The sequence below is a fragment of the Olsenella sp. SW781 genome (genome assembly GCF_012027725.1).
GTDB lineage: Bacteria > Actinomycetota > Coriobacteriia > Coriobacteriales > Atopobiaceae > Thermophilibacter.
The window spans coordinates 88,041-107,763 of record NZ_SJOU01000005.1 but is presented as its reverse complement, the minus strand read 5'-3'; the positions used below and the strand labels follow the sequence as shown (position 1 = coordinate 107,763).

Here is a 19,723-nt window from a genome sequence, read left to right as displayed (position 1 = left end):
GGACCCGGCGTTGCGTGATTGGGGCTTGTGGCAATCGCGCACCGTCGGGCGTTGGGAGATGCGGGGTTATGGCAGGACAGTAAAGGTTCGACCTGCGCGTTTGTTGAGGTGCGTTGTGAAAGATGGGGCCGTGGCAGCCGTCGGACTGCCACGGCCCCATTTCTGTCAACGCCCGCTCTCGGACCTCTGCCACGGCCCCGCCTCGCGCAGCGCCCCCTCGGTCAGCCAGCCGTGTCACATCTCTGAAAACCGCTCCCCGAAGCCGAGAACTCGGCGAACGGCTAAGGGCTATGCTGAAAAGTCGTTGGCAGCGAAGGACGGGGGACACATGGTCAAGACGCTGGTTCTCGTTCGGCACGGAGACCCCGAGGCGACGTCCGCCTCGGGAACGGACCTCGACCGCAGGCTCACGGCCTCGGGCGCCCGCTCCCTCAAGACGGCCTACCCGCGCACCTTTGCCCTGCTCGGGGAGGACGTCGAGGCGGCGGTGTGGAGCAGCCCGGCGATTCGCGCGCTCGAGACCGCACAGATCGTGGCCGACGCCATCGACGCCGAGGACATCGAGGTCCACGACTCGCTCTATGCCCAGGACGTCTCGGCGTTTCTCGCCGAGCTCTCGGAGGCCGAGGGGCCGGTCGTGATCGCCGTCGGGCATGCGCCCTTCGTCGACCAGCTCTCGGCGCGGCTTCTGGGCGGCTCCCCCGGCTTTGGGAAGGGCGCGGCCGCGGCCATCGCGCTTCCGGAGGGCTTCTCCGGCACGGGCAGGCTCCTGTGGTTCGTCGCCGGCCCCGAGACCCGGACGTGGGACGAGCTTGCCATCGTCGAGCATGAGATCGGCGGCGCGGCACGCGACCTCGTTGCCCTCTCGGAGGCGTTTCTCGCCAAGCCGGAGGACCCCGAGGGGCTGCTGCGCTTCAGGATCGGCCTCAGGCGCATGAGGTCGCTCCTGCAGTTCATCGCTCCGTGGCAGACGAAGAAGCAGAACCGCCGCTGCGAGCACGTCCTCAAGGAGCTGCAGGTCGCCTCGGCGCACCTGCGCGCCCTCGACATCCTCTCCCAGAGCGTCGACGGCCTCGTTGAGAGCGGCGAGCTCGGCGACAACAGCCTCCTTCCGATGGCGTGCGCCAAGGAGCGCTCGCTCGAGTGCGCCTCGCTGGTGACGCTCATGCGCAAGCGCCATTCCGGCAAGCAGCTCGTCAAGATCGCCAAGGACCTCGCACACGTGGGCTGGAAGTCGAAGGTCTCCGAGCGCGGGCTCTCCGCCGACGACCTGAGGAGGCACTTCGACGCGGAGTTTGCGGAGCTTGACGAGGACCTCTTCGGCCTTGACCTTCGCGACGGCGACGCGGTCTACTCCGCGCGCCGGGACGCCAAGGAGATGCACTACGTCGCGGAGCGTCTGGGGGCCGTGCTCGGCCCGGACCGCGCCGTCATGAGCGAGTACATGGACGAGATCCAGCGCGAGCTGGGCGCCCTCTCGGACGCCTGGGGCAACCGCCGCCTCGCCGAGGAGTACTCGAAGAGCCCGCGCTTCCGCGGCGTGCGCGCCGACCTCGGCGTCGTCGGCCGCGACCAGGCGGAGATCGTCTCCGCGATCACCTCGGGGCTCGAGCGCTTGGAGGCGGACAGCCGTGCCGACGAGGACCGGGACGATGATGGGAAGAAGGACGGGGAGGACTAGCAGGTGGCCGAGAAGAACGACGGGTGGCGCGTCGAGCGTGACTCGATGGGCGAGATGCTCGTGCCGGCGGACGCGCTCTGGGGCGCGCAGACCGAGCGCAGCCACGAGAACTTCCCGATTGGCACCGAGCGCATGCCCGAGGAGATCGTGCGCGCGTTCGCGCTGGTGAAGAAGGCGGCGGCACGGGCCAACTGCGGCCTCGGACGTCTTGCGCCCGAGGCGCGCGACCTCATCTGCGAGGCTGCCGACGAGGTGCTTGCTGGCTGCCATGACAGGGACTTCCCGCTCGTGGTGTGGCAGACGGGCTCCGGCACGCAGTCCAACATGAACATGAACGAGGTGCTGGCCAACCGCGGCAACCAGCTCGCCGGCGAGAAGAACATGGCGCTGGAGCGCCCGCTCCACCCCAACGACTCCGTCAACATGAGCCAGTCCTCCAACGACACCTTCCCCACGGCCATGCACGTGGCGGCCGCGGTTGCGGTGACGGGACGCCTGCTTCCCGCGATCGACCAGCTCGTGGGCACGCTGCGCCGCCTCGAGGAGGAGAATGCCGGCGTGGTCAAGAGCGGCCGCACGCACCTCCAGGACGCGGTGCCCATCTCGTTTGCGCAGGAGATCTCCGGTTGGCGCGGCCTGCTCGAGGGCAGTCGCGAGGAGCTGCTCGCCGCGATGCCGGGGCTCTATCGCCTGGCGCTCGGCGGCACGGCCGTGGGCACGGGCCTCAACGCCCCCGAGGGCTTCGACGAGGCGGTGGCGGCGGAGCTGGCCGAGCTCACGGGCCTGCCCTTTGAGACGGACCCCAACAAGTTCCGCGCGCTCACGGGCAAGGACGCGCTCGTGTTCAGCCATGGCGCCGTGAAGGGCCTCGCCGCCAACATGATGAAGATTGCCAACGACGTGCGCTGGCTCGCCTCGGGCCCGCGCCTCGGCCTGGGGGAGATCACGATTCCGGCCAACGAGCCGGGCAGCTCCATCATGCCGGGCAAGGTCAATCCCACGCAGTGTGAGGCCGTCACCATGGTGGCCGTGCAGGTCATGGGCAACGACGCCGCGATCGGGATGGCGGCGTCCCAGGGCAACTTCGAGCTCAACGTCTTCATGCCGGTGATCGCCTACAACTACCTGCAGTCCGTGCGCCTGCTCGCCGACGCGATCGCCTCCTTCGACGAGCGCTGCGCGAGCGGCATCCGCGCCAACCGCGAGAAGATGGACGAGAACCTCCACCGATCGCTCATGCTGGTGACGAGCCTCAACCCCCACATCGGCTACGACAACGCCGCGCGCGTGGCCAAGAAGGCCTTCGCCGAGGGGACGTCGCTCAAGGAGGCCTGCGTGGCGCTGGGGCTTCTCACCCCGGAGCGCTTCGACGAGGTCTTTCACCCCGAGCAGATGGTGTGAAAAGGGGACGCGTTTTTTCTCTCAGGGTTTTTGGGACGGGCGCGCCACTGGCGTCAGGCAAAAGGGGACGGGTTATTTCTCTCAGGGAGTTTGGGACGGGCCTGCCACTGGCGGCAGGCCCGTCCCAAACTCCCTGAGAGAAATAACCCGTCCCCTTTTGCCTGACGCCAGTGGCGCGCCCGTCCCAAAAACCCTGAGAGAAAAAACGCGTCCCCAATCAGAGCGCTCTTCTCGCCAGCTCGAGGCAGCCCATGATGCCCTGGCGCCCCTCGAGGCTGTTGTTCACGATGTAGGAGTCGACGTCCTCGAGCTCGGGCGTGACGATGTAGCCGCCCAGGGCCTCAAGCGTCTTGGCGCGCGCGAGCTGGACGATGGGGGTGTGGTCCGCCACGCCGCCGCCGATGATGATGCGCTTGGGCGAGTAGCAGAGGACGTAGGTGGCGAGCGCCTGGCCAAGATAGCCGGCGAGCAGGTCCATCGCCTCGGCGTCATCGGCCATGTCGCCGGCGCTCTTGCCGTCCCAGCGCCGCTTGATGGCGGGGCCGGCGATGAGGCCCTCGAGGCAGCTGGGGTGATAGGGGCAGCCGCTCTCGTCGGCGGGCAGGGTCTCCCGCGGGTCGCGCGTGACGAGGACGTGGCCGGCCTCGGGGTGGAGCATGCCGTGGACGAGCTTGCCGTCGATCATGACGCCGGCGCCCACGCCGGTCCCGATGGTGAGGTACACCACCGCGTCGAGGCCGCGCGCGCAGCCGAACGTCGCCTCGCCGAGGCAGGCCACGTTGACGTCGGTGTCATAGCCGCACGGGACGCCGAGCGCCCCGGAGAGCGTGCCGAGGAGGTCGAAGTAGCGCCAGGCGGTCTTGGGGGTCTCGAGGATCTGGCCGTAGCGCGGGGATGCGGGGTTGACGGCCGTCGGGCCGAAGGCGCCGATGCCAAGCGCCTCGACGTTCTTCTCGGCAAACCAGTCGACGATCGCGTCGCACGTCTCCTTGGGCGTCGTGGTGGGGATCTGCTCGGACTCCAGCACCGTGCCGTCCCCGTAACCGATCGCGCACACCATCTTGGTGCCGCCCGCCTCAAGCGCCCCGAGAAGCCTCTCGCTCATCCCGCCATCCTTTCCCCGGACCCATAATGTTTCAGTAATAGTAACTACTTGAAACACAAAGAATAAGCACAAGCGGTGTGAGCGCACGTGAACGAGCGGTGGACGGCAGGTCGGGCGGCGTCGGAACGCCGATGACCAAGGACTTGAAAGAGGCAATTACCTATCAAACAACTGGGGATATTCAGAATGTTTCACCGGAAGGCGTCTCCTTTGAACCCTAAGGGCGACGTAAGGTACCGCTCACGCCCCAGAATTGACCGTTTACCCGCAAATGCGGAGAAACAATGCGATTTGTTTCAGAACAATCTATAGTTATGAAACAACGAGGGGATCAACACACAGAGAGGAGGGAACGATATGGCAGAGGGAACCAGCCAGGAGTTCAACATCTCCAACGTCATCGACGAGGAGCTCATCGCGCTCGACCTGGACGTCAGCAGCAAGGAGGAGATGCTGACCCGACTGACCGACCTGCTCGAGGAGCAGGGCAAGCTGAATGACCGGAAGAGCTTCTTCGATGACGTGCTGTGGCGCGAGGAGCAGGGCCCGACCGGCATCGGCATGGGTGTCGCTATCCCGCACGGCAAGTCCTCCGGCGTCAACCAGACCGCGCTCGCGATCGGAACGTCGAAGAACCCGATCGAGTGGGAGTCGCTCGAGGACGAGGCGGTCACCGTGGTCATCCTGTTCGCCGTCACCGACGGCGACTCCAACGTGCTTCACATCAAGCTGCTGCAGCACGTTGCCATGCTGCTCGCGCACGAGAGCTTCGCGGAGAAGCTGCACGCCGTCAAGACGCCGGCGGAGATGCTCGCGCTGCTCGAGTCCAGCCCGGATGACTACGACGACTAGCTCGTTTCGGCGAGAACGGCGCCAAGGCCAGCCCGCCCGGCGCCGAGACAGGTAAACAGGTACGAAGCAGAGGGGGAGAATCATGAAGCTCGTGGGAGTCTGCGCCTGCACGTCCGGCATCGCGCACACCTACATGGCCAAGGAGAAGCTCGTCAAGGCCGCCCAGTCGCTCGGTCACGAGATCCACGTGGAGACCCAGGGCACCATCGGCGTCGAGGACGAGCTCACGCCGGAGGAGATCGCTGAGGCCGACGCCGTCATCCTGGCCGTCGACATCAAGATCGACCACTCGCGCTTCGAAGGCAAGCGCGTCATGGAGGTCCCGACCTCCGTGGTCCTCAAGGCGTCCAAGCAGATCATCAACAAGATCGAGGAGAGCCTCAACGCCTAGCGCGCCCCGGCTCACACCCGCACAGCACAGAGAGGAGCATCAATGAGTGGCAAGCTCAAGGGCAAGTTCACCATTGCCGAGATCAAGAAGCACCTGCTCACCGCGATCAGCTACCTGCTTCCGCTGATCGTCGCGTCCGGCCTGCTCATCGCCATCGGCAACCTGACCGGCGGCACCACCATCTCGTCGCTTGACGACCTCGGCTCCATGACCGTTCCGTCCGCGTTCACCACGCTCGGCGGCATGGGCATGGGCCTCATCCCGGCCTTCATCGGCGGCTACATCGCCTACTCCGTCGCCGACCGTCCCGGCATCGCCCCCGGCTTCCTCATGGGCGAGATCGCGTCGTTCCTCGGCGCGGGCTTCCTCGGCGGCCTCATCGGCGGCCTCATCGTGGGCTACATCGCCCTCGTCATCGAGTCCTACCTCAAGGTTCCGAAGTGGGCCCAGGCGCTCATGCCCATGATGATCATCCCGCTGCTCTCCGCGATGCTCGGCGCGCTCATCATGTTCTTCATCCTCGGCGGCCCGCTCACCATGTTCACCGCCGCCCTCACCAACTTCATCACCGGCCTCGACCAGAGCCAGAAGGCCCTGTACGGCTTCGTGATCGGCTGGATCGGCTGCCTTGACTACGGCGGAGCCATCTCCAAGGTCCCGAACCTCATCTGCGACGGCCTCATGGCCGACGGCATCTACGGCCCCGAGGGCATCAAGGTCCTCGCCGCCATGGTCCCGCCCATCGGCGTGACGCTCGGCTGGCTGCTCTCCAAGGCCATCAAGAAGCCGATCTTCAAGCAGACCGAGGAGGAGAACATCAAGGTCGCCTTCCCCATGGGCATCTGCATGATCTCCGAGGGCGTCATCCCCATCGCCATGAACGACCTCGTCCGCACCGTCATCTCCACCTCCATCGGCTGCGGCGTCTGCGGCGCCATCTCCTTCTCCATGGGCGTCGAGTCCATGGTCCCCTCGGGCGGCGTCTTCGTCATCCCGGCCATGACCAACCCGCTCTGGGCCGTCGTCGCCCTGCTCGTTGGCTCCTGCGTGACCGCCCTGCTCCTGGTGCTCATCAAGAAGCGCCTCACCCCCGAGCAGGTCAACGACCTCGACGTCCCCGAGGACGACGAGGAGCAGGAGGTCGACCTCTCCGGCTTCAGCCTCTCGTAGGCACGCTCTAGCACCATCCCTGCGGGAGGGCCTCTCCCCGGCCCTCCCGCACCGAGTCACAGATCAGGAAAGGATGTCAGCGCATGTACGAGTCGATGAAGGGCATGCTTGCCAAGGCCAACGCCGAAGGGTATGCCGTCATGGCCATCAACGCGTTCAACCTGGAGACGGCGCGCGGCGTCATCACTGCGGCCGAGGAGATGGATGCCCCGATCATCATCGACCTGCTCCAGGACCACGTGAAGTCGTTCTTCGACTGCGACATCCTCACGCGTCCGATCATCAAGATGGCGCAGGCCGCTCACGTCCCCGTGGCGATCAACCTCGACCACGGCAGCGACATCGCGCACCTCAAGCGCTGCCTGCACGAGGGCTTCTCGAGCGTCATGTGCGACGCCTCGGCCTACGACGCCCAGGAGAACGCGCGCATCACGCGCGAGATCGTCGAGCTCGCCCAGGTCTACGGCGCCTCCGTCGAGGCGGAGGTCGGCAACATGGGCCGCATCGACGAGTCGGGCGCCCTTCTGACCGATGACGACATGTACACCGACCCGGACGTCGCCATTGAGTTCATCCGCGCGACCGGCGTCGACTGCCTCGCGGTCTCCTATGGCTCCACGCATGGCGACTACCCCGAGGGCTACGTCCCCACGTTCCACTTCGACATCGTCGAGAAGATCAAGCAGGCCACCGGCACGCCGCTCGTGCTCCACGGCGGCTCCGGTGCGGGCGACGACAACATGCGCCGCTCCGTCGAGGCCGGCATCAACAAGATCAACGTGGGCACCGACTACATGATCGCCCAGCGCGAGTTCGTCGCTCGCGCGCTCGCCGAGAACCCCGGCTACGACTATCCCACGCTCGTGGAGGACAGCTGGCGCGCCGGAGTGGCGACGATCAAGCACTACATCGAGATCTCCGGATCTGCCGGCAGGGCGCGCTAGGGAGGGAAGCGCCCGACCGGAATGGTTTCACGCCCCGCCAGGGGCTGGGACATATGGGTTCAACCAAGGAACGACTAAGGAGAAAGACAGATGCTCATCAACATGTCACAGATGCTCGAGGTGGCCAAGGCCAACCACTTCGCCGTGGGCGCCTATAACGTCTCCGAGAGCAACCTGTTCCGCACGGTGGTCGAGACCGCCGAGGAGATGGACGCCCCCGCGATCATCGCCGTGCACCCCACCGAGCTCGCGTACTGCAAGGACGACTTCGTGAAGTACATGGTCGCCCGCTGCGCCAACAGCCCCGTGCCCTTCGTCATCCACATGGACCACGGCGACAGCATCGAGAGCATCATGCGCGCCATCCACGACGGCTTCACCTCCGTCATGATCGACGGCTCCGCGCTCCCCTTCGAGGAGAACATCGCCAAGACCGCCGAGGTCGTGCGCTATGCCCACATGGTCAACGTCTCCGTCGAGGGCGAGCTGGGCACCATCGGTGACACCGGCACCTCCATCGAGGGCGGCATGACCGAGGTCATCTACACCGACCCCGACGACGCCAAGAAGTTCGTCGAGGAGACCGGCGTTGACACCCTCGCCGTCGCCATCGGCACCTGCCACGGCCTCTATCCCAAGGGCGTCACGCCGAAGCTGCGCATGGACGTGCTCAAGGCCATCAAGGAGAAGGTTGACCTGCCGCTCGTCCTCCACGGTGGCTCGGGCAACCCCGACTCCGAGATCGCCGAGGCCGTCGAGATCGGCATCCAGAAGGTGAACATCTCCTCCGACTACAAGAGCGCCTTCTTCATCAAGGCTCGCGAGATCCTCTCGCAGGAGGGCTCCGGCTGGGATCCCAACAACCTCTTCCCGGAGTGCATCGAGGCCGGCAAGGCCGTCATCCGTCACAAGATGGACCTCTTCAACTGCGTGGGCGCCGCGAAGTACTATCGCGACCCCGTCACCCCGCAGTGGCGTCAGGACCTCGCGTAGGCGAGAAGAACCGCGTGGCGTTCCAGTTTTTTCGCTGACGTGAGACAGGAGGGGGCCCGTCGCCGGGCCCCCTCTTTGCTATCATGTCCCCCGAGTTGAGGGGTGGGAGCACTATGCAGCAGCGTAGAGGCAGTGTCATCAACGAGATCTGTTCCCTGTACGACCGCATGAGCGAGAGCGAGAAGCTCATCGCCGATTTCATGATGGCCAACCAGGGTGACATACCCTCCATGACCACGCGCGAGATAGCGGCGCGCAGCGAGACGTCGGCCGCGACGGTCTCGCGCTTTGCGCGCCACCTCGGCTACGAGAGCTTCACCAAGCTCCGCGACGCCATGCAGCAGGAGAACGGCTTCGTGGCGGATGCCGGCGAGCTCCCCTCGACGCGCATCGCGCTCGACGACCCGCGCGGCGCGATGGAGACCGTCCTTAGCGCAAAGAGCCGCGAGCTCCACGACACCCTGAGGCTCGTTGACGAGAAGGACCTGATCGCGGCGGTGCACCTCCTCGAGCAGGCCGACTCGATCGTCTTCGCCGCCGTGGGCAACACCATCCCCGCCGCGCTCTCGGCGTCGTTTCTCATCGCTCAGCTCGGCCTCAGGACGCACTGCGCGCCCACGACCGAGGCGATGATGCTCTCCTCGCTCTCCCTCACGCCCCGCGACGTGATCGTCTTCATCTCCAAGTCCGGTCACTCGAAGCGCCTCAACAAGATGATGGACAACGTCATCGACTCGAGGACCCCCTCCATCGTGATCACCAACATCCCCGACTCGCCGCTCGCGTGTCGGGCGACGTGCGTCCTGCAGGCGGCCACCCTCGACAAGATGCTCAACAGCAACCTGCCCTTCTCTCACAACTCGATCAACTTCATCATCGAGGTCATCTTCCTGCTGCTCTGCTCCGACGTGCCCAACTTCGAGGCGCGCGCGGGCCTGCTCTGGAAGTCGCTCGGCGAGGACAAGGGCGTACCGGGCGAGGTCTTCGGCGCCTGATTCGTTCCAAAAGGGGACGGGTTATTTCTCCCGGGGGGCTTGGGACGGGCCTGCCACCGGCGTCTGCCACTGGCGTCAGGTTTATTTGGCACGCAGCCCGCGTGCCAAATAAACCTGACGCCAGTGGCAGACGCCGGTGGCAGGCCCGTCCCGAAAACTCTGAGAGAAAAAACCCGTCCCCGAATCAGGCGCCCGAGCGACTGGGAATATCATGGGAAGCGCCGCAATCGCGGCACCAACCCGAGAGGAGTCCCATGGCAGACCAGAGCATCGCGACCCGCTGCGTCCAGGCCGGCTACACCCCCGGCGACGGCGAGCCGCGCCAGATTCCCATCGTCCAGTCCACCACGTTCAAGTACGCCACCTCCGAGCACATGGGTCAGCTCTTTGACCTCGAGGCCGAGGGCTACTTCTACACGCGCCTGCAGAACCCCACCAACGACGCCGTCGCGGGCAAGATCTGCGCGCTCGAGGGCGGAGCCGCGGCCATGCTCACGAGCTCCGGCCAGGCGGCCAACTTCTTCGCGCTCTTCAACATCTGCGAGGCGGGCAGCCACATCGTGGCGAGCTCGGCCATCTACGGCGGCACGTACAACCTGATCGCCCACACCATGGCCAAGATGGGCGTCGAGTCCACGTTCGTCTCGCCCACGGCGACCGAGGAGGAGATCGCGGCGGCCTTCCGCCCCAACACGCGCGCCGTCTTCGGCGAGACGATCGCCAACCCCGCGCTCGACGTGCTCGACATCGAGCTCTTCGCCAGGGCCGCGCACGACCACGGCGTGCCGCTGATCGTGGACAACACCTTCGCCACGCCGGTCTTCTGTCGTCCCATCGAGTGGGGCGCCGACATCGTGACCCACTCCACCACCAAGTACATGGACGGGCACGGCGTGGGCGTGGGCGGCGCCATCGTGGACTCGGGCAACTTCGATTGGATGGCGCATGCCGAGAAGTTCCCTGGCCTCACCACCCCGGACGAGTCCTACCACGGCATCGTCTACGCCGAGAAGTTCGGCCAGGCCGGCGCCTTCATCACCAAGGCCACCTCGCAGCTCATGCGCGACCTCGGCTCCATCCAGAGCCCGCAGAACGCGTTCTACCTCAACATGGGCCTCGAGAGCCTGCACGTGCGCATGCCGCAGCACTTCAAGAACGGCCTCGCCGTGGCCGAGTACCTCGAGAAGAGCGACAAGGTGACCTCGGTGCGCTTCCCGCACCTGCCGAGCGACCCGTACTACCCGCTCGCCCAGAAGTACCTGCCCGAGGGGGGCTCCGGCGTGGTCTCCTTCGAGCTGGCCGGCGGCCGCGCGGCTGCCGAGAAGTTCATGGCGGCCCTGCGCCTCGCCGCCATCGAGACGCACGTGGCGGACGCCCGCACCTGCTGTCTGCACCCGGCCTCGGCGACGCACCGCCAGATGAACGACGAGGAGCTGGCCGCCGCCGGCATCTCGCCCGCGATGGTGCGCTTCTCGTGCGGCCTCGAGGGCACCGAGGACCTCATCGCCGATATCGAGCAGGCGCTCGCCGCGATCTAGCGGATTGGCCCGGCGGGCTCTTCTCGGCGCTCGGACAGCTTGCCGCAAAGGGCGCGGCAAGAACTCGCGGCGAGAAGAGCCCGCCGGGCCCTAGCTCGGGCGGCGCCTTTACCGGAGGGGTGGGTGTGCGATGAGGTACGTGCTCGACAAGGTTGACTATGCTGACGCAGGGGTCCTGGAGGTCAATCGGCTCCCAGCGCGGAGCTACTTCGTTCCGTATCCGGATCGCGCCTCGGCCGAGGCGGTGACGACGGCCGGGCGGCGCTACGGGTCGCCGCTCGTGCGGTGTCTGAGCGGCGAGTGGGACTTCCGCTTCTACCCTCGCCCCGCCGAGCTGCCTGACGAGCTGGACACCGACGCCGTGACGTGGGACCGCGTCGCCGTGCCCGGCTGCTGGCAGTTCCAGGGCTACGACCGACCGTTCTACGTGAACCTCCGCTACCAGTTCCCCTTCGACCCGCCGCGCATTCCCACGACAGGGCCGGTGGGGCCGGTCTTCTCGCTCATGGGCGAGGGGAGCATCGGGCCGCGCGTGTACCATCCCGTCGACGAGTACAACTTCGTCGGCGTGTATCGGACCTCCTTCGAGCTCGCGCCGCATGAGATGGCGTCCGGGCACATCGTCTCGTTCCTCGGCGTGGCGAGCTGCGTTGACCTCTACTGCAACGGCGAGCGCGTGGGCTACTCCGAGGGCTCGCACAACACGGCGGAGTTCAACCTCACCCCGTTCCAGCGTGCCGGCGAGAACGAGCTTCTCGTGGTGGTGCGACGCTGGTGCACGGGGAGCTACCTCGAGTGCCAGGACATGTTCCGCAACAACGGGATATTCCGCGACGTGCTGCTGCGCGAGGTGACCCTCTCGAACGTCTGGGACGTCTCGACCTCCGTCAGGCGAGAAGAGCGTGCGGGCAGGGTGCGCTACCGCCTCCGCGCGGACGTGACCCTTCTCGACGACGGCGAGGCGCGCGTCACGCTGCGGGGCCACGGGCTCGAGCGGACGGCCGTCGCCTCTGCGCACGACCGGAGGCTCGAGGTCTCCTTCGACGAGCTCGACGTGCGCGATTGGACGGCGGAGACCCCCGTCCTCTACGACCTCTACGTGGAGACGGCGTCCGAGTGCGCTTGCTGCCGCGTGGGCTTTCGCGAGGTGCGGGTCGACGGCAGGCGGCTGCTCGTGAACGGGCGGCCGGTCAAGCTCCACGGCGTCAACCATCATGATGCCACGCCCGATGCGGGCTACGCGATGACCCCCGCGCAGATAGAGTGTGACGTGCGCCTCTGCAAGGATTACAACATCGACACCATCCGCACCTCTCACTACCCTCCCGACCCGCTGCTCCTCGAGCTCTGCGACGAACTTGGCATCTACGTGATCGATGAGGCGGATCTCGAGACCCACGGAGCCATGGTGGGGAGGGTCCCGCCGAGCTACAGCTGGCTCACGCGCGACGCCCGCTGGCGGGGGCGCTACCTCGACCGCGCCGATCGCCTCTTTGAGCGGGACAAGCTGCATCCCTGCGTGATCATGTGGAGCCTGGGCAACGAGTCGGGCGGTGGCTGCAACGCCGACGCCATGTACGAGCTGCTTCGCTCGCGCTCGGACCTGCCGGTGCATTACGAGGGCGCTATCCACTCGCGTCGGCGCGCGTACGACGTGGGAAGCGAGATGTACCCCACGGTCGAGCGCGTGATGTCGGTGGGAGAGGGTCGCTCGAGCGTGCGGCGTCTCAACGACCGTCCGTACGTGCTCTGCGAGTACGCGCACGCCATGGGCGTGGGCCCGGGCGGCATCGAGGACTACTGGCGGCAGATCTACGCCCACGAGGCGCTCGCGGGCGGCTGCGTGTGGGAGATGGTCGACCATGCGGTGCTGCACGGGGACGGAAGCTACACCTACGGCGGCGACCACGGCGAGTGGGAGCACGACGGCAACTTCTGCTGTGACGGCATCTTCTATCCCGACCGCACGCCCTCGACCGGCGCGCGCGTGGTGCGCCACGCCTATCGGCCGCTCCGGGTGCGCCACGTGGGCGGGGACTTCTTCATGGTGTTCAACGCAACCTCCTTCACGGCGGGGGATGCGTTCACCATGCGCTTCGAGTGGAGCGACGGGGGCGTTGCCGAGCTCGTGTGCGACGTCGACCCGCTGCGGCAGCAGTCCCTCCTGGTCCGGCCGACCGCGCAGGGGCCAGCCGACGAGGGCGAGGGCCTGAGGCGAAACCGGATGAGGTGGGTCACCGTGGTGGTCACCCGGCGGGAGACCGGCGAGGAGGTGTCGCGCGAGCAGATGGCGCTCACCGAGATGGCGCCGCTGGACGCGGGCCACCTAGAGCGTCGCGCGTCGTTCCCTGAGGGCTGTGAGGTCGGCGAGCGGGGCCTGGCCCTGCCCGGCGTGATGGCGCCCGCGGCAGAGCCGCTCCTGCTGACGCGCGTCTCCACGGACAATGACCGGGACCTCGTGGGAAACCGACCCCTCGAGGAGTTCTACGATGCGCGCCGCGAGGTCGTGAGCGTCGTGCGCGGGGAGGGGAGCGCCGTCGTCACGACGCGCCTCGTGCTGCCCCGCCACCAGTTCCTCTGCACCACGACGTACGAGGCGGTGGCCGCGGGCGTGCTCGTGACCGCGCGGCTCCACTGCGAGCGCGGGCGTGGTGACCTGCCGCGCTTTGGCATGTGCTACCGGCTTGACCCCTCCTGGGACGAGGTCGACTACCTCGGGCGCAACGGCGAGTCCTATCGGGACATGCGCGAGCAGGTGCAGGTCGCGCGCGTGGGCTGCCGCGTGGAGGACATGACCGAGCCCAACATCCGTCCGCAGGAGAGCGGCAACCGCATGGACTGCCAGTACGTCCAGCTCTCGGACGGGCGGCGTCGCGTGCAGGTCACGGCCGTCTCGCGGCCTTTCGAGTTGGGGGTCAAGCCCTACTCTGACGGTGAGCTGCGCGGGATGCTCCACCGTGAGGACGAGGTCCGCACGGGCACCTACGTGACCGTCCAGGCCTTTCAGATGGGCATCGGGACGGGAAGCTGCGGCCCGGCCACGCGCCCGGAGTATCGCTTCGACTGCCGCGAGGACTACGAGCTCAGCTACCTCGTCTCCTGGGAGTAGGCGCGGGGCGAGAAGGACGTCCCCTCGTCTTTCTCGCCCTCCGCGCTCATGCGAGCCGGATGGTCTTGTCCCCAATCTGGATGAGGGCCTCGAACGTGCCGCCGAGCGCCTCGGCATACCGCATGAGCGTGCTCACCTTGAGCGAGCCGATGTCACCGCTCTCGACCTCCGAGACGCGCGCCTGGCTGATGCCCATGCGCTCGGCGACGTCCGTCTGCGTGAGGTGCTCCGCCCTGCGCGCCTCCTGCAGCTCGTAGGCTCGGCACTCCGCTATGAGCCTGAGCGCCTCGCGGTGTATCTCCTCCCGGTCAAAGCCCCTGCGGGCAATAAAGTCATCAAGCGTGTCCACCGTTATCCTTCCATTCGAGATAGCGTCTATAGCGTCGCTCTGCCTCTGGTATCGCCGCCTTGTACCACTTGCCCCACTTCGGCCCTCGCTTGAGGAAGCCAGCCTTATCTCCCGCCAAGAGCGTCACGGCGCTTCTGTCTTCATCAAAGACGAAGAGAATCCTTATCTCGCTCCTTCCGGTTGATCTTGGCCTCAGTTCCTTTAGGTTGTGAATCGAAGATCCGTGGATGGAATCTACGAGAGGACGTCCGAGCGCGGGGCCGTCTGCGGCAAGGGCTTCTAGAGCTTCCGCAACGCGTAGCGCAATGGGCTCATCGAGCGAATCGAGCCAGCTTCGAATAAATTCGGTTTGTACGGTCCACCTCATACTATAACCTTTCCCCTATATTGTTCAAGGGCCAATGGCCCCCTACGAACGGGAGAATCAGACTGGGTTGTTCGTGTGAGATGGTCGCTACCTAAACGTTCGGATTCGGCGACCCATCCAATGCGTTCGTCGCTGCGGCCGCGACCTGCCGTCGCGCGCCCCCCAGCATTCCTTCGCTGGCTGTGCCACAACCATATTGCAAACAAATGTTCGTGTCAAGAGGAAAGAGAAAGGCCCGTGACGTCTACGACATCACGGGCCGGTGCCGCACGGGCGTCTGTGCTAGCCCTCGACCTCGATGAGCTCGATGTTGAAGTTGAGTGCCTTGCCGGCCATCTCGTGGTTCATGTCAAAGGTGATGTTGCCGTTCTCCACCACCGTCACCACGGCGGGGAAGGGCTGGCCGGTCGGCGCGGTGAGCATGACGCGGTCGCCTGCGGAGAGAGTCTCCGCGCCGGGCATGGCAGACACGGGGACGGTCTGGATGAGGCGTTCGTCGCGCTCGCCGTAGGCCTCGGCGGGCTCAAGGCGCACGTCGACGACCTGGCCGACCTCCATCTCGCGCACGGCCTCGTCGAAGCCCTTGATCATCTGGCCGGCCATGCAGGTGAAGGCGAGCGGCTCGCCGCGATCGCGCGAGGAGTCGAACTTCGTGCCGTCATCGAGCGTGCCGACGTAGTGGACCTTGACCTTCTTGCCCTCGTTGCTCATGGTTCTCCCGTTCTGTCTGGGGCAGTTCCGGTCCCTGATTGTGACAGAACGGGAGGATGCGTGCTCGGGACGGGTGCGCACGTGCGGCGCAGATTATGCTGACTATGGGATTGGGCTGCTCTTTTCCGTCTTCAAGACCTTTGTCGGTGCATATAGGTTATCGAAGTGGAAGTCTATGTTCTGCGAAGCGACAATAATTGAATCACCGGACATGATCTTCTGCTCGCTTATCTCATCACCGTCAACCTCGACAGTCAAGGCGGCTATTGCTTCCATCCCTCTGGAGGTGAAATATCCCTCATCTGTCGTTAGCTCAATTGCGGTTTCGAATGTGTCGCCGCTTCTTGTTAGCCAGTCGCTCTTGGTTGCGTTCACTTGAGCGTGAATGATATAGGTTGCACCCTCGAACCTATCAGTGTAGTAGGCTTCATCATCGTTGATGGCCTCTAGAAAGTAATCCAGCCCGTAGGCGTATCTCTTGCCGCTGTTGTCCTCACTGCTGTTCTCAAACTTGTCAACCGTGCCGTCTCTGAGAATAACCCAGATTTCACCTGCGGCATAGCTGTATAGTCCTCAAGGTTGATGCCGGCGAGAGCGTCACTTTCAGAGCCTTCGCTTTCCAAAATTGCGTCTGAGGCGCCATTGCCCTCTTGAACGTGATTCGCAGTATCGATTTCGCAACCGACTAATCCGACGGAAAAGATTATGACAGCAAGTAATGCGGCAATTAATCTCATCTTGATCACCTATTCGACAATGAAAGCGTCTACGAGACGAGAGATATTTGGCGACTCTGCATATTCGAATGTTCCGCAGGCGGTAATCTCCTGCTCCTTCATCAATACAGCAATCACATCTTCAGGCAATTCAACGATAATCGGGTTGTAGTAGACCCCGTAACCAAATTCACTAAGGATGATATAGTCCGTTGTAATCTCCTCAACATAGCCCGAGGCGCAGAATATCTTGCCGTCATACTGTTGCTTCGTCTTGGCCTCGTTCTCATTTCTCATTTCGTAGAAGGAATCTCCGTTGAAATCCTCCGCCTGTGCAAGCATGTCTTCTTGCGAAATCTCTTGCATATCTGGTTCGGTGTCGTCGCCAGTCGTAGGGTTATCGCCGCAAGCCGCAAGCCCGAGTATGCCAGCGACTCCAAAAAAGCTAAAAATGAGATTCCTGCGGGTCAGATTCGTCATAGAACGCCTCTTTCAAGAGGGGTACAACGGCATGGGAAGGAAATTCAATCGACTACTGGATGGCTATGGTGTAGCCATGTCCCACGAGATTCAAGTCAACCGATACCGATCCTCCGCTTAGGGCGTCAGAAGGAATCGTTGTGTAAACGTAGATGTGGTTTGGAAGGTTTGCTTCCTGGTAAGTATGGAAATAGTAGAGCCATAGCTCACCGGATAGATACGACATAGTCCACCCCTGATAGACATTTTCGTTGTAGTTAGCAACCAAGTCAGTGATTACATAATCGTCGATGGCTATCTTGTCAGAGGTGAGGGCGGTGACGTCGAACTCAAGGATTACAAAGGCTCCGCCGTCCGCCGGCTCCCAATAAGTCGAGGACTGGCTTGAAGACAGCGTGTTATCTACCCTTGCGGCAGTTAGGGTAATCGTGAACTGTTCGTTGCTAATGGTGTCCCCAACGGTAAGCAGGTCAGGCTTTAGCGCCTCCTCGATGGCGCCTTTTGACTTCTCAGCTACTTTATTTGTCTTATCGGCCATATCTTGCGCTGCCGAGATGACAGCACCCTCGATGGCGTCGGCTGTTGTATCAGCCTCGCCGGTTGTTTCCGATTGTTGCGCGGAGGAATCGGGAGTTTTGGCGTTGACACTGCATCCGCCAACACAAAGCGCGAGGGCGAAACAGAGCGGGGCGGCTAGCAGGGCACTCCTTTTCATTGTCGTTCCTTCCAACAGCGATCAATCGGACAACTGTGGAGGAAGACCCAGGATCAAGCAGTGAGGGGGAGTCTCCGCCCACAGTTGCCACACTGCCCTTGGTGCCTACGTATACGTAAGCAGTCTCAGGGAGGGAGAAGACTCCCCCTGACTACTGCTTACGCAATCAGTTGTAGACACCACCCGTTAGGGCGGCAGTGTGGCAACTCTGATTCTAACAGGGAACATGTGATTAATGGCCTAGCGAAGCACAAATGAAGTGACGTCCTAGGGGGATGGTCCCTAGGTCGCCGATTAACCTTTTCTCAGCATCTTTCTGCTACGTCTTGGACTTGGCCACTCGCTTTTTCTCGGTGTCACAAGCGTTGAGCCACACGTATGCATTGATGTAAACGTCTTCAGGAATGACTTCGGCAAATTCGTGGAAACATGTCTCGGATGGTTCTCCGACTGACATGCATTCTTTAGCGTCCTAATAATACGGGTGTTGTGTCTAAAGACGATATTCGCCTAAACTGTCTGCTTCGCGTACCCGAAGCGGGCAGATATGAACCGACGTCCGTTGCTCTTCCGGCATGTGATTAGAGAGTAATCGGGGGTGGCGTCGCCGCGGTAAAACAGCTTGGTGCGCACGTGCGGCGCTTTGGCTCCCTGTGGAAGGCCGAAAGCGCCGCACGTGTACGGTCGGCGGGCCTAGTCGCGCTCGGCGCGGTCCGTGGCCTCGTCCCACACCCGCTTTGACATGAGCTGGTCGCGCACGGAGCTCCAGGCAGAGGGTCCAAGCTGGCTCTCGTCGAGCGTCACCCCGAGGAGGTACTCGAGGTCGGAGCGCCTGAAGGAGTAGCGGTCCACGTCGACCTCCCGGTCCTCGAGGTCGGTCTCGACGAGCGTGACCGTCCAGGTGCTGACGTCGGGCATCGAGCAGAACACGACGGCCGCGTCATAGGTGAGGGCCCGCTCGACGGCGTCGTCGTCGAAGTACATGAGCCGCTCGTCCTTGCCGAAGTCATACTCCGTGAGGAGCTCGTCGGACTGGGTGCCCGCCTCCGCGGACGCGACATGGCAGCCGAGGGGAAGGGAGGTCACGACGTCGAGTGCCGACCCCTGGGCGAGAGTCGCGTAGGAGCTCGGGTCGTTTGAGAGGATGAGGTCGTCCAGCTCGTCGGTCACGAGCAGGGTATCGCTGTCGACGGGGCTGCCCTGCGGCTGCTGCGTGGTGGTCGTGCTGGGTGTCTGCGTGTTCGTGGTGACGGTGTCGCCCCGGTTCTGGTCCGTGTAAACCGTTCCGTCCGGCTCGTCCACCTGCTGGACGGTCGCGTCCGTTGAGCTGTCGTAGGCATTTCGGGCGTCATCCGTCCTCAGGAGGCCGAATGCCGTCACCGCGACCATGCCCACGACCAGCACGCACGCGATCGCGACGGCAGCGATCACCCCCGTCGACCAGCGTCTCTTCTGCGGGGTGGCCGCCTCCGCCATGGGCACGGGCGGGACGTCCGTCCTGGTGCCCGTCTCCTCCGCGGCAGCGACTGCAGGCGCCACGACCGTGTGGTCGGCCGCGGCATCTCCGTCCTTCTCGCCCATGACGTCCTCGACGCTCGTCACGGCCTCGCAGGTGCGACGATACGCCTCGGCCTCGGTCATGCCCTGCGCGAGGTAGTCCTCGTAGCGCGCCACGAGGTTGCCGTAGATCTCCTCCTTGAGCTCGATGGTCTCCGCGTCGAGCGTGCGCCCCTCGAAGAGGTGCTCGACGTACATCCTGATGTCGCTGATGCCACTCATTTGGCGCCTCCGTCCTGACTGAGGAGTCGGTCGATGATGGTCCGGGCGCGGACCCACCGCGCCGTGGCCTCGGCGAGCTCCCCGCGCCCGCCCTCGGTGATGTGGTAGTACTTGCGACGCGCCCCCTGGGACTCGCTGCCCCAGTAGCTCTCCACGAGCCCCTGCCCCTCGAGGCGCTTGAGGCTCGTGTACAGCGAGGGCTCCTTCATCTCGTAGGCGCCGTCGCTCGCGCTGGCCACGTCCTTCAAGATCTCGTATCCGTAGGAGTCGCCGCCGGTGAGGGCGTTGAGCACGATGGCGTCGATGTTGCCCCTGATGAGGTCGCTCTCCGCGTCTCTGCCTGCCATGGGTCACCTCCTCGTCCGTCGTTGTGCTTAGTCTAACGTACTACTTCGACAGACATAGTACACTGATATGCGATATACCG

The 19,723-nt window shown here is 64.4% G+C and carries 20 protein-coding genes; 10 read left to right on the top strand and 10 right to left on the bottom strand.

The features are described from left to right. The first annotated feature begins 328 nt into the window (after positions 1-328). Both E0L17_RS04350 and fumC read left to right on the top strand, forming a co-directional pair. A complete protein-coding gene (locus E0L17_RS04350; protein WP_167930028.1) occupies positions 329-1,681 on the top strand; it encodes a CHAD domain-containing protein in 1,353 nt (450 codons plus the stop codon). 3 nt (positions 1,682-1,684) lie between these two features. Then, positions 1,685-3,082, top strand: a complete 1,398-nt coding sequence (fumC, locus tag E0L17_RS04345; RefSeq protein WP_353652947.1) for a class II fumarate hydratase — start codon at positions 1,685-1,687, stop codon at positions 3,080-3,082. A 217-nt stretch (positions 3,083-3,299) separates the two neighbouring features. Here the strand turns inward: fumC and E0L17_RS04340 are convergent, their stop codons facing one another. Then, entirely contained in the window at positions 3,300-4,187 is an 888-nt protein-coding gene (locus tag E0L17_RS04340; RefSeq protein WP_167930027.1) for an ROK family protein, read from the bottom strand. A gap of 357 nt (positions 4,188-4,544) precedes the next feature. Here E0L17_RS04340 and E0L17_RS04335 point away from each other — a divergent pair, with 357 nt between their 5' ends. From E0L17_RS04335 to E0L17_RS04300, 8 genes are all read left to right on the top strand, one after another. Beyond that, positions 4,545-5,039: a PTS sugar transporter subunit IIA gene (locus E0L17_RS04335; protein ID WP_167930026.1), complete on the top strand. Its 495-nt coding sequence runs from the start codon at positions 4,545-4,547 to the stop codon at positions 5,037-5,039. Between the two features lie 82 nt (positions 5,040-5,121). Beyond that, positions 5,122-5,430, top strand: coding sequence for a PTS fructose transporter subunit IIB (locus E0L17_RS04330; protein WP_167930025.1), 309 nt, complete (start codon positions 5,122-5,124; stop codon positions 5,428-5,430). A 42-nt stretch (positions 5,431-5,472) separates the two neighbouring features. After that, entirely contained in the window at positions 5,473-6,600 is a 1,128-nt protein-coding gene (locus E0L17_RS04325) for a PTS fructose transporter subunit IIC (RefSeq protein ID WP_167930024.1), read from the top strand. Positions 6,601-6,683: 83 nt separating this feature from the next. Further along, positions 6,684-7,544 carry a class II fructose-bisphosphate aldolase gene (locus E0L17_RS04320; protein ID WP_167930023.1) on the top strand — a complete coding sequence of 287 codons (861 nt, stop codon included), beginning with the start codon at positions 6,684-6,686 and terminating at the stop codon, positions 7,542-7,544. A gap of 90 nt (positions 7,545-7,634) precedes the next feature. Further along, positions 7,635-8,537 (top strand): ketose-bisphosphate aldolase, encoded by a 903-nt coding sequence (locus tag E0L17_RS04315; protein ID WP_167930022.1) that lies wholly within the window; start codon positions 7,635-7,637, stop codon positions 8,535-8,537. 113 nt (positions 8,538-8,650) lie between these two features. After that, positions 8,651-9,532, top strand: coding sequence for a MurR/RpiR family transcriptional regulator (locus tag E0L17_RS04310; RefSeq protein ID WP_167930021.1), 882 nt, complete (start codon positions 8,651-8,653; stop codon positions 9,530-9,532). Positions 9,533-9,786: 254 nt separating this feature from the next. Next, positions 9,787-11,070 (top strand): O-acetylhomoserine aminocarboxypropyltransferase/cysteine synthase family protein, encoded by a 1,284-nt coding sequence (locus E0L17_RS04305; RefSeq protein ID WP_167930020.1) that lies wholly within the window; start codon positions 9,787-9,789, stop codon positions 11,068-11,070. A gap of 130 nt (positions 11,071-11,200) precedes the next feature. Next, positions 11,201-14,179 carry a glycoside hydrolase family 2 TIM barrel-domain containing protein gene (locus E0L17_RS04300; protein WP_167930019.1) on the top strand — a complete coding sequence of 993 codons (2,979 nt, stop codon included), beginning with the start codon at positions 11,201-11,203 and terminating at the stop codon, positions 14,177-14,179. A gap of 46 nt (positions 14,180-14,225) precedes the next feature. Here the strand turns inward: E0L17_RS04300 and E0L17_RS04295 are convergent, their stop codons facing one another. The 9 genes from E0L17_RS04295 to E0L17_RS04255 form a co-directional block, all read right to left on the bottom strand. Then, positions 14,226-14,528 carry a helix-turn-helix domain-containing protein gene (locus E0L17_RS04295; protein WP_167930018.1) on the bottom strand — a complete coding sequence of 101 codons (303 nt, stop codon included), beginning with the start codon at positions 14,526-14,528 and terminating at the stop codon, positions 14,226-14,228. Beyond that, positions 14,515-14,895: a type II toxin-antitoxin system RelE/ParE family toxin gene (locus tag E0L17_RS04290; protein ID WP_167930017.1), complete on the bottom strand. Its 381-nt coding sequence runs from the start codon at positions 14,893-14,895 to the stop codon at positions 14,515-14,517. The genes E0L17_RS04295 and E0L17_RS04290 overlap by 14 nt, the downstream gene beginning before the upstream one ends. A gap of 282 nt (positions 14,896-15,177) precedes the next feature. After that, positions 15,178-15,606 (bottom strand): FKBP-type peptidyl-prolyl cis-trans isomerase, encoded by a 429-nt coding sequence (locus E0L17_RS04285; protein ID WP_167930016.1) that lies wholly within the window; start codon positions 15,604-15,606, stop codon positions 15,178-15,180. A gap of 102 nt (positions 15,607-15,708) precedes the next feature. Next, positions 15,709-15,981: a hypothetical protein gene (locus E0L17_RS04280; protein WP_167930015.1), complete on the bottom strand. Its 273-nt coding sequence runs from the start codon at positions 15,979-15,981 to the stop codon at positions 15,709-15,711. A gap of 71 nt (positions 15,982-16,052) precedes the next feature. Further along, positions 16,053-16,352 (bottom strand): hypothetical protein, encoded by a 300-nt coding sequence (locus tag E0L17_RS04275; RefSeq protein WP_167930014.1) that lies wholly within the window; start codon positions 16,350-16,352, stop codon positions 16,053-16,055. Then, positions 16,353-16,802: a hypothetical protein gene (locus tag E0L17_RS04270; protein ID WP_167930013.1), complete on the bottom strand. Its 450-nt coding sequence runs from the start codon at positions 16,800-16,802 to the stop codon at positions 16,353-16,355. Between the two features lie 52 nt (positions 16,803-16,854). Then, positions 16,855-17,517, bottom strand: a complete 663-nt coding sequence (locus E0L17_RS04265) for a hypothetical protein (protein WP_167930012.1) — start codon at positions 17,515-17,517, stop codon at positions 16,855-16,857. Between the two features lie 693 nt (positions 17,518-18,210). Continuing rightward, positions 18,211-19,296, bottom strand: a complete 1,086-nt coding sequence (locus E0L17_RS04260; RefSeq protein ID WP_167930011.1) for a permease prefix domain 1-containing protein — start codon at positions 19,294-19,296, stop codon at positions 18,211-18,213. Then, on the bottom strand, positions 19,293-19,643 hold the full coding sequence (locus E0L17_RS04255; RefSeq protein WP_167930010.1) for a PadR family transcriptional regulator: 351 nt from the start codon (positions 19,641-19,643) through the stop codon (positions 19,293-19,295). Before E0L17_RS04255 ends, E0L17_RS04260 begins: the two co-directional genes overlap by 4 nt. Positions 19,644-19,723 lie beyond the last annotated feature (80 nt).

Bases quoted from the DNA above. Each gene is read 5' to 3' on its own strand.
- E0L17_RS04315 (WP_167930022.1), top strand. From the start codon at position 7,635: ATGCTCATCAACATGTCACAGATGCTCGAGGTGGCCAAGGCCAACCAC.
- E0L17_RS04290 (WP_167930017.1), bottom strand. From the start codon at position 14,895: ATGAGGTGGACCGTACAAACCGAATTTATTCGAAGCTGGCTCGATTCG.
- E0L17_RS04260 (WP_167930011.1), bottom strand. From the start codon at position 19,296: ATGAGTGGCATCAGCGACATCAGGATGTACGTCGAGCACCTCTTCGAG.
- E0L17_RS04320 (WP_167930023.1), top strand. From the start codon at position 6,684: ATGTACGAGTCGATGAAGGGCATGCTTGCCAAGGCCAACGCCGAAGGG.
- E0L17_RS04335 (WP_167930026.1), top strand. From the start codon at position 4,545: ATGGCAGAGGGAACCAGCCAGGAGTTCAACATCTCCAACGTCATCGAC.
- E0L17_RS04285 (WP_167930016.1), bottom strand. From the start codon at position 15,606: ATGAGCAACGAGGGCAAGAAGGTCAAGGTCCACTACGTCGGCACGCTC.
- E0L17_RS04330 (WP_167930025.1), top strand. From the start codon at position 5,122: ATGAAGCTCGTGGGAGTCTGCGCCTGCACGTCCGGCATCGCGCACACC.
- E0L17_RS04340 (WP_167930027.1), bottom strand. From the start codon at position 4,187: ATGAGCGAGAGGCTTCTCGGGGCGCTTGAGGCGGGCGGCACCAAGATG.
- E0L17_RS04325 (WP_167930024.1), top strand. From the start codon at position 5,473: ATGAGTGGCAAGCTCAAGGGCAAGTTCACCATTGCCGAGATCAAGAAG.
- E0L17_RS04310 (WP_167930021.1), top strand. From the start codon at position 8,651: ATGCAGCAGCGTAGAGGCAGTGTCATCAACGAGATCTGTTCCCTGTAC.
- E0L17_RS04300 (WP_167930019.1), top strand. From the start codon at position 11,201: ATGAGGTACGTGCTCGACAAGGTTGACTATGCTGACGCAGGGGTCCTG.
- E0L17_RS04350 (WP_167930028.1), top strand. From the start codon at position 329: ATGGTCAAGACGCTGGTTCTCGTTCGGCACGGAGACCCCGAGGCGACG.
- E0L17_RS04270 (WP_167930013.1), bottom strand. From the start codon at position 16,802: ATGACGAATCTGACCCGCAGGAATCTCATTTTTAGCTTTTTTGGAGTC.
- E0L17_RS04305 (WP_167930020.1), top strand. From the start codon at position 9,787: ATGGCAGACCAGAGCATCGCGACCCGCTGCGTCCAGGCCGGCTACACC.
- E0L17_RS04255 (WP_167930010.1), bottom strand. From the start codon at position 19,643: ATGGCAGGCAGAGACGCGGAGAGCGACCTCATCAGGGGCAACATCGAC.
- E0L17_RS04265 (WP_167930012.1), bottom strand. From the start codon at position 17,517: ATGAAAAGGAGTGCCCTGCTAGCCGCCCCGCTCTGTTTCGCCCTCGCG.